Origin of the sequence: Variovorax atrisoli (assembly GCF_014195185.1) — a bacterium.
Taxonomy (GTDB): Bacteria; Pseudomonadota; Gammaproteobacteria; order Burkholderiales; family Burkholderiaceae_C; genus Variovorax; species Variovorax atrisoli.
Genome location: NZ_JACIBG010000002.1, coordinates 773,013 through 785,917, shown reverse-complemented (window position 1 = coordinate 785,917; position 12,905 = coordinate 773,013). Strand labels below are relative to the sequence as shown.

11 protein-coding genes are annotated in these 12,905 nt (G+C 67.4%); 9 read left to right on the top strand and 2 right to left on the bottom strand.

The window, feature by feature from the left end; translation table 11 throughout:
* The first annotated feature begins 4 nt into the window (after positions 1-4).
* The 4 genes from FHY06_RS10505 (at position 5) to FHY06_RS10490 (ending at position 3,793) form a co-directional block, all read left to right on the top strand.
* Entirely contained in the window at positions 5-754 is a 750-nt protein-coding gene (locus FHY06_RS10505; protein WP_184604819.1) for an SDR family oxidoreductase, read from the top strand.
* A 161-nt stretch (positions 755-915) separates the two neighbouring features.
* On the top strand, positions 916-1,512 hold the full coding sequence (locus FHY06_RS10500) for a 2-hydroxychromene-2-carboxylate isomerase (protein ID WP_019656898.1): 597 nt from the start codon (positions 916-918) through the stop codon (positions 1,510-1,512).
* Between the two features lie 35 nt (positions 1,513-1,547).
* Positions 1,548-2,312: an enoyl-CoA hydratase gene (locus FHY06_RS10495; protein ID WP_184604817.1), complete on the top strand. Its 765-nt coding sequence runs from the start codon at positions 1,548-1,550 to the stop codon at positions 2,310-2,312.
* Positions 2,313-2,686: 374 nt separating this feature from the next.
* Entirely contained in the window at positions 2,687-3,793 is a 1,107-nt protein-coding gene (locus tag FHY06_RS10490) for an ABC transporter substrate-binding protein (RefSeq protein ID WP_026346620.1), read from the top strand.
* A 113-nt stretch (positions 3,794-3,906) separates the two neighbouring features.
* Here the strand turns inward: FHY06_RS10490 and FHY06_RS10485 are convergent, their stop codons facing one another.
* A complete protein-coding gene (locus FHY06_RS10485) occupies positions 3,907-4,332 on the bottom strand; it encodes an acyl-CoA thioesterase (RefSeq protein ID WP_019656901.1) in 426 nt (141 codons plus the stop codon).
* A gap of 41 nt (positions 4,333-4,373) precedes the next feature.
* Between FHY06_RS10485 and FHY06_RS10480 the strand changes: the two genes are divergently transcribed.
* Together FHY06_RS10480 and FHY06_RS10475 are read left to right on the top strand one after the other, a co-directional pair.
* Positions 4,374-6,209, top strand: a complete 1,836-nt coding sequence (locus FHY06_RS10480; RefSeq protein WP_019656902.1) for an ABCB family ABC transporter ATP-binding protein/permease — start codon at positions 4,374-4,376, stop codon at positions 6,207-6,209.
* A gap of 144 nt (positions 6,210-6,353) precedes the next feature.
* Entirely contained in the window at positions 6,354-7,292 is a 939-nt protein-coding gene (locus tag FHY06_RS10475) for a 2-hydroxyacid dehydrogenase (RefSeq protein ID WP_019656903.1), read from the top strand.
* 360 nt (positions 7,293-7,652) lie between these two features.
* Here the strand turns inward: FHY06_RS10475 and FHY06_RS10470 are convergent, their stop codons facing one another.
* On the bottom strand, positions 7,653-9,095 hold the full coding sequence (locus FHY06_RS10470) for an amidase (protein WP_184604815.1): 1,443 nt from the start codon (positions 9,093-9,095) through the stop codon (positions 7,653-7,655).
* A gap of 61 nt (positions 9,096-9,156) precedes the next feature.
* Between FHY06_RS10470 and FHY06_RS10465 the strand changes: the two genes are divergently transcribed.
* The 3 genes from FHY06_RS10465 (at position 9,157) to FHY06_RS10455 (ending at position 12,848) form a co-directional block, all read left to right on the top strand.
* A complete protein-coding gene (locus FHY06_RS10465) occupies positions 9,157-10,140 on the top strand; it encodes a LysR substrate-binding domain-containing protein (RefSeq protein ID WP_019656905.1) in 984 nt (327 codons plus the stop codon).
* Between the two features lie 186 nt (positions 10,141-10,326).
* Complete coding sequence (locus FHY06_RS10460) at positions 10,327-11,799, top strand: aspartate ammonia-lyase (RefSeq protein WP_019656906.1); 1,473 nt, start codon at positions 10,327-10,329, stop codon at positions 11,797-11,799.
* 152 nt (positions 11,800-11,951) lie between these two features.
* The gene (locus FHY06_RS10455) at positions 11,952-12,848 is read left to right on the top strand and encodes a transporter substrate-binding domain-containing protein (RefSeq protein ID WP_020723262.1); all 897 of its coding nucleotides are present in this window, start codon (positions 11,952-11,954) and stop codon (positions 12,846-12,848) included.
* Positions 12,849-12,905: the final 57 nt, after the last annotated feature.

Genomic DNA, 12,905 nt, shown 5'->3' with positions numbered 1-12,905 from the left:
CGACATGGCCACTCCACAGAAAGCCGTTCTCGTCGTCGGCGCCGGCGACGCCACCGGCGGCGCCATCGCCCGCCGCTTCGCGCGCGAAGGCTATGTCGCCTGCGTCACGCGGCGCAGCCTCGACAAGCTGCAGCCGCTGGTCGCGCAGATCGAGGCCGACGGCTGCCGCGCCCATGCCTTCGCATGCGATGCACGCAAGGAAGAGGAGGTGGTCGCGCTCGTCGAGCAGATCGAATCGACCATCGGGCCCATCGAGGTGATGGTGTTCAACATCGGCGCCAACGTACCCGAGAGCATCCTCACCGAGACCGCGCGCAAGTACTTCAAGGTGTGGGAGATGGCCTGCTTCTCGGGCTTTCTCAACGGACGCGAGGTGGCGAAGCGCATGGTGGCGCGCGAGCTTCCCAAAGGTGGCCATCGCGGCACGATCATCTTCACCGGCGCCACCGCCTCGCTGCGCGGCGGAGCGAACTTCGGCGCCTTCTCGGGCGCGAAGATGGCGCTGCGCGCGCTGGCCCAGTCCATGGCCCGCGAGCTCGGGCCGCAGGGCATCCACGTGGCGCACGTGGTGGTCGACGGTGCGATCGACACCGAGTTCATCCGAAGCAACTTCCCCGAGCGCTATGCGCTGAAGGAAAGCGACGGCATCCTGAACCCCGACCACATCGCCGACACCTACTGGATGCTGCACGCGCAGCCGCGCGACGCCTGGACGCACGAGATCGACCTGCGGCCCTGGTCCGAGAAGTTCTGATCACGGGCGCAAGGGACGCAGAGGACGCGAAGGTTTCGCGAAGGACGCGAAAAATGCATTCGAAGATGTGTCCTGGACCTTTTGCGCTCTTTGCGAAACCTTCGCGTCCCTTGCGTCCGGAAGTCCGATCCCGACCCTCGCAGCATTGAATGGAGACACCCATGACCCGATCCGTCGACTTCTATTTCGACTTCGGCAGCCCCGCCGCCTACCTGGCCGCGACGCAGCTGCCGCACGTGTGTGCCGACACCGGCGCGCAGCTGGTGTGGAAGCCCATGCTCCTCGGCGGCGTGTTCCAGGCCACCGGCAACCACTCGCCGGCCGAGATCAAGCCCAAGGGCCCGTACATGACGACCGACCTCCAGCGCTTCGCGAAGCGCTACGGCGTGCCCTTCGCGCACAACCCGCACTTTCCCATCAACACGCTGCTGCTGATGCGCGGCGCCACAGGCGTCCAGATGAAGGAGCCCGACCGCTTCGGCGCGTATGTCGACGCGGTCTTCCACGCGATGTGGGTGGAACCGAAGAACCTGAACGACCCGGCGACCGTCGGCGCAGTCCTGCAGAATGCCGGCTTCGATGCAGGCGCGCTGCTCGCGCTGGCCGGCGCGCAGGAAACCAAGGACCGGCTCAAGGCCGTCACCCAGGAAGCCGTGGAGCGCGGCGTGTTCGGCGCGCCCACCATGTTCGTCGGCGACGAAATGTTCTGGGGCCAGGACCGGCTCGATTTCGTACGCGAAGCACTCGACGCCGCCTGAGGGCGGCACCACACGTTTCATTCAAGGATCTTTCTATGAGCGACATCCTCGTCCACACCGAAGCCGGTGTGATGACCATCACCTTCAACCGCGTCGACAAGAAGAACTCGATCACCAGCGGCATGTACGCCGAGCTGGCCGACGCCCTGGCCAATGCGGAGACCGACGTGGCCGTGCGCTGCGTGCTGATCCAGGGCGACCCGACGATCTTCAGCGCGGGCAACGACATCGGCGACTTCCTCAACGCGCCGCCCGCCACCCAGGAATCGCCGGTGTTCCGCTTCCTGCGCGGCATCGCCACTTTCCCCAAGCCGCTCGTCGCGTCGGTGTGCGGCCCGGCCGTGGGCATCGGCACCACGATGCTGTTCCACTGCGACCTGGTCTATGCCGGCGACAACGCGGCCTTCTCGATGCCCTTCGTGAACCTGGGCCTGTGCCCCGAGGCGGCTTCGAGCCTGCTGGTGCCGCAGATGCTGGGCTACCACCGCGCCGCCGAGGCGCTGCTGCTGGGCGAACCCTTCATGGCCGAGGCCGCGCTCGAAGTGGGCCTGGTCAACCGCGTGGTGCCGCCGACCGAGGCGAACGCCATCGCGCAGACCCAGGCCCGCAAGCTGGCGGCCAAGCCGCTGAGCGCGCTGGTGGAAACCAAGCGCCTGCTGAAGAAGGGCCAGATGCCCGCCGTGCTGGAGCGCATGGGCGAGGAGGGCGCGAGCTTCGGGCGCATGCTGCGCGAACCGGCTGCGCGGGAGGCGTTCAGCGCTTTTATGGAAAAGCGCAAGCCGGATTTCAGCAAGTGCTGAAATCCGACGCCTCGCCAGAGGCGTAGCCACGCAAGTGGCGCGGGCAAGCTTTCGTCAAAAGCGCAAGCCGGATTTCAGCAAGTACTGAAATCCGACGCCTCGCCAGAGGCGTAGCCACGCAAGTGGCGTGAGCAAGCTTTCGTCAAAAGCGCAAGCCGGATTTCTCCAAGGTCTGATGAGGGTCGGAAGCGCCTTCCGGGTCTTGCACGCTTACACTGTCCTGCGTGCAAGCCTCGGAGAGAAGAACGCTCACGGCGCCCGTCCACCGGGTGAATGATGCTACTGAAAAAGTAGCATCCGGCATTTCGCGCAGGCGTACTTTAGGTTTGCTGGCAGCCGGCGCCCTGGCGGCGCCTTCGCTGGCCCGGGCGCGCATCAGGCCGCTGCGCATCGGCGTCATCGGTTCTTGGTCCGGCCCCTATGCGGGCGGCGGCCGGCAGTTCGATGCCGGCATGTCCGTGTGGCTGGCGGCGCACAACCAGCACATCGCCGGAAGGCCCGTCGAACTGCTGCGGCGCGACGTGCCGGGCAGCGCCCCCGACCAGGCCCGCCGCCAGGCGCTCGACCTCGTGGAAAGCGAGCGTGTAGAGCTGCTCGCGGGTCTGGACTTCAGCTCCAATGCCTATGCCGTGGGCAACGTCGCCACGCAGGCCAGGCTGCCGCTGATCGTGATGAACGCGGCGTCCTCGGGCATCACGGCGCGCTGCCCGTATGCGGTGCGCGTGTCCTTCACCATCGGACAGGTCACGATGCCATTGGCCCGATGGGCGCTGCAGCAGGGGCTGCGCGACGTCTGCACGGTGGTGGCCGACTATGCTTCGGGCGTCGATGCCGAAAGCGCCTTCGTCTCGGGCTTCACTGCGGGCGGTGGCCGCATCGGCGCGATGCTGCGGGTGCCGCTGGCCACGCTGGACTACTCGGCCTACATGCTGCGGCTGCGCGAACTGAAGCCGCAGGCGGTGTTCTTCTTCCTGCCCTCGGGGCAGATGCCGGCGACTTTCCTCAAGTTCTGGCGCGACCGGGGCATGGCCGACACCGGCATCCGCCTGCTGGCCACCGGCGACGCCACCGACGACCACTACCTGGAAGGCATCGGCGAACTGGCCGACGGCCTTGTCACCAGCCACCACTATTCCTTCGTGCACGACTCGCCGGCCAACCGGCGCTTCACCGGCGTCTTCGAGACCGAATACGGCAGCCATCTGCGGCCCGGCTACTTCGCGGTCGCGGCGCACGACGCGCTGGAGGCCATCGACGCCGCGATGAGCTCGCCCGCCGTACGCGGCAATGCGAGCGGGGAGCGGCTGGTGGATGCGTTCCGCGGGCTGAAGCTCGACAGCCCGCGCGGGCCGATCGAGATCGACGCCCACACCCGCGACATCGTGCAGACGGTGTACATCCGCCGCGTGGAGCGGCGCGACGGGCGGTGGGTCAACCGCGAGTTCGAACGCTTCGAGCGGGTGCGCGACCCGGGCGTCTGAGAGGGTGCCGCCTTAGCCAGGAACACCGCGGAACCGGCCTTGCCGGGCCGCAGGCGTCGCCCCCGGCAAGGGGGAAGGTGTACGCGACGCGAAGTGCGCGAAGCCTGGGGAGATTACTTTTCAATCGGCCGCGGACGGCCGTTGTCGTCGATGGCCACGTAGGTGAAGGTGGCCTGCGTCACCTTGATGTACTCGCCCTGTGCGCGGAAGCGTTCGGCGAAGACTTCGACCGTGACCGTGACCGAGGTGCGCCCGATGCGCACCAGCTTGGAGTAGAACGACAGGATGTCGCCCAGGCGCACCGGCTGCTTGAAGATGAACTCGTTGACCGCCACCGTGGCCTGCCGTCCCTTGGCGTAGCGCGCGGGGATGACGGAGCCGGCCAGGTCGCACTGGGCCATGACCCAGCCGCCGAAGATGTCGCCGTTGGCGTTGCAGTCCGCCGGCATCGGGATGACCTTGAGCACCAGCTCCATGTCGGTGGGCAGGCTCTTGAGGGTGGCAGCGGCCGTGGAGGCGGCACTGGAAGTATCTGACATGGGCACAATCTGGAACAAACAAGCAACCACGATTGTCCTCCATGCGCCGCAGCGGCGAAGCCCTTCCTTCCTCCCACGCAGCCGCCGGCCAGGCGCCGGCACCCGCAGGCGAACGCTCCGACTGGGCGACCCTGCGCCGGCTTTTCCCCTATCTCTGGCAGTACAAGTGGCGCGTGCTCGCCGCGCTGGCCTTCATGGTCGGCGCCAAGGTGGCCAACGTCGGCGTGCCGGTGCTGCTGAAGAACCTGGTCGATACCATGACGCCCAAGCCCGACATGGCCCAGGCGCTGCTCATCGTGCCCATCGGGCTGCTGCTGGCCTACGGGCTGCTGCGCTTCTCGACCTCGCTCTTCAGCGAACTGCGCGAGCTGATCTTCGCCAAGGCCACCGAGGGCACGGCCCGGCAGATCGCGCTGGAGGTGTTCCGCCACCTGCATTCGCTGAGCCTGCGCTTCCACCTGGAGCGCCAGACCGGCGGCATGACGCGCGACATCGAGCGCGGCACGCGCGGCGTGCATTCGCTGATCTCGATGTCGCTCTACAGCATCGTGCCGACCATCATCGAGCTGGTGCTGGTGCTCACCATCCTGGGCGTGAAGTTCGACGCCTTCTTCGTGTGGATCACGGTGGCGGCGCTGGTGCTGTACATCGTCTTCACCGTCACCGTGACCGAGTGGCGCACGCAGTTCCGCAAGACCATGAACGAGCTCGACTCGGTGGCGCAGAGCCGCGCGGTCGATTCGCTCCTGAACTACGAGACCGTCAAGTACTTCAACAACGAGGACTTCGAGGCTGGCCGCTACGACGCCAGTCTCGACCGCTACCGCAAGGCCGCCATCAAGAGCCAGCGCACGCTGAGCATGCTCAACACCGGCCAGCAGGCGCTGATCGCCATCAGCCTGGTGCTGATGCTGTGGCGCGCTACCTCGGGCGTGGTCGACGGGCGCATGACGCTGGGCGACCTGGTGATGGTCAACGCCTTCATGATCCAGCTGTACATCCCGCTCAATTTCCTGGGCGTGATCTACCGCGAGATCAAGCAGAGCCTGACCGACCTCGACAAGATGTTCGTGCTGCTCGAGAAGGAGCGCGAGGTGCGCGACGCGCCCGGCGCACAGCCGCTGGCCGGTGCCGACGCCACCGTGCGCTTCGAGGACGTGAGCTTCGCCTACGAGTCCGCCCGGCCCATCCTGAAGCATGTGAGCTTCGAGATTCCGGCCGGCAAGACGGTGGCCGTGGTCGGCCCCTCGGGCTCGGGCAAGTCGACGCTGGCGCGGCTGCTGTACCGCTTCTACGACGTGCAGCAGGGGCGCATCACCATCGGCGGGCAGGACATCCGCGAAGTGACGCAGTCGAGCGTGCGCCACGCCATCGGCATCGTTCCGCAGGACACGGTGCTCTTCAACGACACGGTCGAATACAACATCGCCTACGGCCGCCCCGGCGCCACGCGCGAAGAGGTGGAAGCCGCGGCCCGCGCCGCGCGCATCCACGACTTCATCGCCGCCACGCCCAAGGGCTACGAAACCACCGTGGGCGAGCGCGGCCTGAAGCTCTCGGGCGGCGAGAAGCAGCGCGTGGCCATCGCGCGCACGCTGCTGAAGAACCCGCCGATCGTGATCTTCGACGAGGCCACCTCGGCGCTCGACTCGGCCAACGAGCGTGCCATCCAGTCGGAACTCAAGAGCGCCGCGCAGGACAAGACCACGCTGGTCATCGCGCACCGGCTGTCGACGGTGGTCGATGCGCACGAGATCCTGGTGCTCGAAAGCGGGGTGATCGTCGAGCGCGGCACGCATGCGCAGCTGCTCGCCAAGCAGGGCCGCTACGCGCAGATGTGGGCTCTGCAGAAGAGCGAAGCGGTGCCGCTGCTCTAGGTTCGCCCCCCGGGGGCTTCGCACACGTCGTGTCGCTTCTCCCACCGCGGGCCGGGGGCAACACCGACGGTCCGGCAAAGCCGGTTGCGTGGTGTTCCACTCAGGGATTCACGCGATTTTTTGACATCGAATAGGAGTTCAGACGTGTCGAACAAGATCCCCCTGCTGGTGCTCAACAGCCTCTCGAGCGCCCACCAGGCTCAGATCGCCGAGGTCTACGACGTGACCTACGCCTTCGGCCCCGAGCAGCGCGCGGCCGCCATCGCCGAGCACGGCAAGAAGTTCCGCGCGGTGCTGACCATCGGCGTGATCGGCATCACGCCCGAGGAGATCGACGCGATGCCCGCGCTGGAGCTGATCTGCTGCCTGGGTGCGGGCTACGAAGGCGTGCCGCTCGAGGTGACGCGCGCACGCGGCATCGCCACCGCCAACGGCGCCGGCACCAATGACGATTGCGTGGCCGACCACGCCTTCGGCCTCCTGATAGGCATCGTGCGCGAGTTCCGCAAGCTCGACCGGCTGTGCCGCGAAGGTGTGTGGCGCGAGGCCATTCCGCAGCCGCCGAACGTGTCGGGCAAGAAGCTGGGCATCCTGGGGATGGGCACCATCGGCCAGAAGATCGCGAAGCGCGCGGCCGCCTTCGACATGGAAGTGGGCTATCACAACCGCAAGCCGAAGGAGGGCGCCGCGCAGCGCTACTTCGACGACCTGAAGTCGCTGGCCGCATGGGCCGACTTCCTCGTGCTGGCGGCTCCGGGCGGTCCGGCGACGAAGCACCTGGTCAATGCCGAAGTGCTCGATGCATTGGGGCCGCAGGGCTACCTGGTGAGCATCGGCCGCGGCAGCGTGGTCGACACCGAGGCGCTGGCCGCGGCGCTGCGCGAGAACCGCATCGCCGGCGCAGGCCTCGACGTGTACGAGAGCGAGCCGAAGCGGCCCGAGCAACTGATCGGCCTCGACAACGTGCTGCTCACGCCGCACATGGCGGGCTGGTCGCCCGAGGCGACGCAGAAGTCGGTGGACCACTTCCTTGCGAATGCCGAAGGGCACTTCGCGGGGCGCGGCGTCGTCACGCCGATCTGATGTTCCTGCTCCTTCCCCCGCTGGGGGAAGGTCGGGATGGGGGCAGGCAGGGCGCCCGCAATGAGCGCCGCTTGCCCCCGCCCCAGCCCTCCCCCAGAGGGGGAGGGAGAAAAGATATCGAACCGGATGCGTTTCTCCTTCCCCGTTGGGGGAAGGTTGGATGGGGGCAGGCAGAGCGTCCGATGGATACGCCGCTTGCCCCCACCCCAGCCCTCCCCCGGAAGGGAAGGGAGCAAAGACCTTGAGCCGGGTCGCATTGCTCCTTCCCCCTCTGGGGGAAGGTTGGGATGGGGGCAGGCAGAGCGCCCGATGGATACGCCGCTTGCCCCCACCCCGGCCTTCCCCCAGCGGGGGAGGGACTCAGGCCAATACTGGCGGGCGGCGCGCCGCCCAGCCGCATGCCTGGTCGTACGCATGTCCCAGCCGCAGCACGTCGAGATCCGAGTGGATCGGCCCCGCCAGCTGCAGTCCCATCGGCAGCCCGCCTTCGCTGAAGCCTGCGCGCACGTTCAGGGTCGGCAGGCCCGACAGCGTGAAGGGCGTGACGATCTCCATCCAGCGGTGGTAGGTGTCGCTCTTCACATCGCCCACCCCGGCCGGCCAGTGCAGCTCGGCGTCGAAGGGAAAGACCTGTGCCGTCGGCGCCAGCACGAAGTCGAAGCGCTCGAAGAGCTTGAGGAAGGCGCGGTACACGTTGGATCGATAGACGGAGGCCTGGTAGAGCGAGGCCGCGTCGAGATGGCGGCTCTGCTCGATCTCCCATTGCGCCTCGGGCTTGAGCTGCGAGAACAGCTTCGGGTCGCTCAGGTAGGCGCCCAGCTTGCCGCCCACCAGCAGCTGCCGCAGGCGCAGCCAGGCGCTCCAGTTGTGCTCGCGCGGCACGTCGAGGGTGCAGGGCTCGACCTCGCAGCCGATGTCCCGGAAGGTGCCGAGCGCCTTCTCGCCCAACTCGCGGATGCCGGGCTCCAGCGGCAGGTCGGGCCAGATGCTGCCGAGCCAGCCGATGCGCAGGCCCTTGCCGTCGCCCTCCAGCCGAAGTTCGTCGGGCGAGGGCAGGGCGTGCGGCGAAGACAGCGGCACCCGTGCGTCGAAGCCCGCCTGCACGGCCAGCAGCCGCGCCGCGTCTTCCACCGTGCGCGCCATCGGGCCTTCGCAGCCCAGCTGCTGGAAGAACAGTTCCTCGTCGGGGTTGCCCGGCACGCGCCCGCGCGAGGGCCGCATGCCGATCACGTTGTTGAAGGCCGCCGGGTTGCGCAGCGATCCCATCATGTCGCTGCCGTCCGCGACCGGCAGCATGCCCAGGGCCAGCGCCACCGCCGCGCCGCCGCTGCTGCCGCCCGCGCTGCGGTCGGGCGCGTAGGCGTTGCGGGTGATGCCGAACACGGTGTTGTAGGTGTGGGAGCCGAGGCCGAATTCGGGCGTGTTGGTCTTGCCGATGACGACGGCGCCCGACGCCCTGGCGCGCGCCACGTGCAGGCTGTCGCTGCGGGCCGGCGAGCGCGGCGACAGCGGCGAACCCATGGAAGTCGGCAGGCCGGCGGCATGGCTCAGGTCCTTCACCGCCAGCGGAAAGCCATGCATCCAGCCTCGCCGTTCGCCGCGAGCCAGCTCGGCGTCGCGCTCGTCGGCCTCTGCCAGAGACTGCGCCGGATCGCGCAGCGACACGACGGCGTTGAAGCGCGGGTTCAGCGCCTCGATGCGGGCCAGCGACGCCTGCATCAGCTCCCGGCAGGACAGCTCGCGCGCGGCGATGCGGCGGGAGAGTTCGGTGGCGCTGAGGTCGAGCAGGTCGGTCGAGGACATGGCTGATGAGGGAAAAGGAGGGGGCGCCCAGTATGGCGCGGCGCTCGCATAATCGCCGCGTATGGAAACAAAGTGGCTCGAAGACTTCATCAGCCTTGCGGAAACGCGCAGCTTCAGCCGCTCGGCCCAGTTGAGGCACGTGACGCAGCCGGCGTTCTCCCGCCGCATCCAGGCGCTCGAAGGCTGGGCCGGCACCGACCTGGTGGACCGCAGCTCGTACCCGACCCGGCTCACGCCCGCGGGCCAGACGCTCTACAGCCAGGCCATCGAGATGCTGCAGTCGCTGCAGAGCACCCGCGCCATGCTGCGCGGCCACTCGGCCGCCGGGCAGGACGTGATCGAGATCGCGGTGCCGCACACGCTGGCCTTCACCTTCTTTCCCTCGTGGGTGACCAGCCTCAGGGAGCACTTCGGGCCCATCAAGAGCCGCCTGATCGCGCTCAACGTGCATGACGCCGTGCTGCGGCTCGTCGAAGGCAGCTGCGACCTGCTGATCGCCTACCACCACCCCTCGCAGCCGCTGCAGCTCGACGCCAACAAGTACGAGATGGTCAGCCTCGGCCAGGAAACCGTGGCCCCCTGGGTCAAGGCCGACTCCGAGGGCGCGCCCCGCTACCGCCTGCCGGGCCGGCCCGGCCAGCCGCTGCCCTACCTGGGCTATGCGCCGGGCGCCTACCTGGGCCGTGTGGTCGACCAGCTGCTGAAGGAGTCGGGCACCGCCATCCACCTCGACCGCGTGTACGAGACCGACATGGCCGAGGGCCTGAAGGTGATGGCGCTCGAAGGGCACGGCATCGCCTTCCTGCCGCAGAGCGCGGTGCGCAAGGAGATCAAGGCCCGCAAGCTCGTGAGCGCGCTGCCGCCCGAGATCGACAGCCTGGAGGCGACCATGGAGATCCGCGCGTACCGCGAGCGCCCGGGCACGCCGGCCCCGGTCAAGGCCGGCGCCGGTCGGGCGGCGCTGAAGGCGGCCGACACCCTTCAGCCCAAGCGCACCGCCGATGCGCTCTGGTCGTACCTCGTCGGCACCCAGCCGCAGCGCTGACGGCATGGCGGCTCCATCGGAATTTGTGCATCGCACAATCTATAAATGCCGCGCATAGGCCCTCCCGCAAAAGGCATTGGCGCACCGAATCCGGCGCCACTACAGTCGCGGCTGCTTTTCGCTGTCACGATCCCAACCCACGGCACGCGCCCTACGCGTGCTTTTTTTTAAGCCGAGGAACCGCAGATGAGCTCCAACTTCAGGACGGAACACGACTTCCTCGGCGAGAAGCAGATCCCCGCCATCGCCTACTGGGGCGTGCACACGGCGCGCGCGGTCGAGAACTTCCCCATCTCCGGCACCCGCATCTCGGCCATGCCCGACCTGGTGCGCGCGCTGGCCTACGTGAAGAAGGCCGCCACCCGCGCCAACGCCGACCTCGGCGCCATCGACCGCGACCGCGCCGCGGCCATCATCCTGGCCTGCGACGACATCGTCGAGGGCAAGCTGCTCGACGAGTTCGTGGTCGACGTGATCCAGGGCGGCGCAGGCACCTCGACCAACATGAACGCCAACGAGGTCATCTGCAACCTCGCGCTGGAAAAGCTGGGCCACGAGAAGGCGCGCTACGACGTGCTCCACCCCAACGACCACGTCAACGCCTCGCAGAGCACCAACGACGTGTACCCCACCGCGGTGCGCCTGGCACTGTGGTTCGCCATCGGCCGGCTGCTCGAATCGATGGCTTCGCTGCGCCGCGCGTTCGAGGCCAAGGCGCTGGAGTTCAAGGACATCCTCAAGATCGGCCGCACCCAGTTGCAGGACGCGGTGCCCATGACGCTGGGCCAGGAGTTCCTGACCTACGCGATCATGATCGAGGAGGACGAGGCCCGCCTGCGCGAGGCCCGCGCGCTCATCGAGGAAATCAACCTCGGCGCCACCGCCATCGGCACCGGCATCAACGCGCCGCACGGCTATGCCAACCTGGCGTGCCAATACCTGGCCGAACAGACCGGCGTGCCGCTGAAGCAGGCCGCCAACCTGGTCGAGGCCACGCAGGACACGGGCGCCTTCGTGCAGCTGTCGGGCGTGCTCAAGCGCGTGGCGACCAAGCTCAGCAAGACCTGCAACGACCTGCGCCTGCTGTCCAGCGGCCCGCAGGCCGGCTTCGGCGAGATCCGGCTGCCGGCGCGGCAGGCGGGCTCGTCGATCATGCCGGGCAAGGTCAACCCGGTGATCCCGGAAGTCATGAACCAGGTGGCCTTCGAGGTCATCGGCAACGACATCACCGTGACCCTGGCCTCCGAAGCGGGCCAGCTGCAGCTCAACGCCTTCGAGCCGATCATGGGCTGGAGCCTGTTCAAGAGCATCCAGCACCTCAGCCGCGCCTGCACCACGCTGCAGCACAACTGCGTCGAGGGCATCGAGGCGAACCGCGAATTCCTGGCGAAGCGGGTGCGCGAGTCGGTCACGCTGGTCACGGCGCTGAATCCGCTCATCGGCTACGAGAAGGCCGCGCTCATCGCCAAGACCGCGCTCGCCACCGGCGGGCCGATCGACCTCGTGGCCGAATCGCTGGGCATCATGACGCGCGCCGAGATGGATGCGCTGCTGGTGCCGGAGAACCTGACACAGCCTGTAAGATTGGCCGCACCCGTTTCCCCCGCGGCCGTGCCGACAGGCACGGAGGCTGCTAATCCTCCTCCATCGGCGTCATGACGGGACCCATGCACCAGACGAGCGCCCACCCCTGCACGGAACTGCACAGTTCAGTATGCCGTGCACCGGGGTGGTTACCAATGCGCACAACAACAGTGTGTGTCTAGAATTTCGCTGTGTTTCTTTCTGTCTAATTCCCAAGGAGTCTTCTGATGAAAAAGCAATTGCTCGCGCTGGCAGTGACGGCGTTCGTGGCAACCGGCGCGTTCGCGCAGGCCACCGATACCCTCGCCAAGATCAAGGAGCGCGGCGCAGTCAACCTGGGCGTGCGTGACTCTTCTGGCTTGGCCTACACCCTGGGCGGCGGCAAATACGTCGGCTTCCACACCGAAATGGCCGAGAACATCATCAAGGACCTGAGCAAGGACCTCGGCAAGCCCCTGACCATCAACTACCAGGTGATCACCTCGCAGAACCGCGTGCCGCTGGTCCAGAACGGCACCATCGACTTCGAGTGCGGCTCCACCACCAACAATACGGCCCGCCAGAAGGACGTCGACTTCGCCTACACCACCTACGTGGAAGAAGTGCGCATCCTCACCAAGGCCAATTCCGGCATCAACGGCATCGCCGACCTGAAGGGCAAGGTCGTGGCCACCACCACCGGCACCACCTCGGTCCAGACGCTGCGCAAGAACAAGCGCGCCGAAGGCGTCGAGTTCAAGGAAGTCATGGGCAAGGACCACGCCGACAGCTTCCTGCTGCTCGAGTCGGGCCGCGCCGATGCCTTCGTGATGGACGGTTCCATCCTGGCCGCCAACGCCGCCAAGTCGAAGAACCCCAAGGACTTCAAGATCGTCGGCGAAGTGCTGTCGGTCGAGCCCATCGCCTGCATGCTGCCCAAGGGCGACGCCAAGCTGAAGAAGGCCGTCGACGACAGCATCGTGCGCCAGATCAAGGACGGCTCGCTGGCCAAGCTGTACGACAAGTGGTTCACCCAGCCGATCCCGCCGAACAACGTCAACCTGAACATGCCGGTGTCGGAAGGTACCAAGGCCGCCTGGGCCAACCCGAACGACAAGCCCATGGAAGCCTACGCCCCCAAGTAAAGCGGCGTCAGACCTGAAAAGCCAAGCCCGCGCGGCACCCTGCCGACGCGGGCTTTT

Bases quoted from the DNA above. Each gene is read 5' to 3' on its own strand.
- FHY06_RS10505 (WP_184604819.1), top strand. From the start codon at position 5: ATGGCCACTCCACAGAAAGCCGTTCTCGTCGTCGGCGCCGGCGACGCC.
- FHY06_RS10470 (WP_184604815.1), bottom strand. From the start codon at position 9,095: ATGTCCTCGACCGACCTGCTCGACCTCAGCGCCACCGAACTCTCCCGC.
- FHY06_RS10495 (WP_184604817.1), top strand. From the start codon at position 1,548: ATGAGCGACATCCTCGTCCACACCGAAGCCGGTGTGATGACCATCACC.
- FHY06_RS10500 (WP_019656898.1), top strand. From the start codon at position 916: ATGACCCGATCCGTCGACTTCTATTTCGACTTCGGCAGCCCCGCCGCC.
- FHY06_RS10485 (WP_019656901.1), bottom strand. From the start codon at position 4,332: ATGTCAGATACTTCCAGTGCCGCCTCCACGGCCGCTGCCACCCTCAAG.
- FHY06_RS10460 (WP_019656906.1), top strand. From the start codon at position 10,327: ATGAGCTCCAACTTCAGGACGGAACACGACTTCCTCGGCGAGAAGCAG.
- FHY06_RS10455 (WP_020723262.1), top strand. From the start codon at position 11,952: ATGAAAAAGCAATTGCTCGCGCTGGCAGTGACGGCGTTCGTGGCAACC.
- FHY06_RS10465 (WP_019656905.1), top strand. From the start codon at position 9,157: ATGGAAACAAAGTGGCTCGAAGACTTCATCAGCCTTGCGGAAACGCGC.
- FHY06_RS10480 (WP_019656902.1), top strand. From the start codon at position 4,374: ATGCGCCGCAGCGGCGAAGCCCTTCCTTCCTCCCACGCAGCCGCCGGC.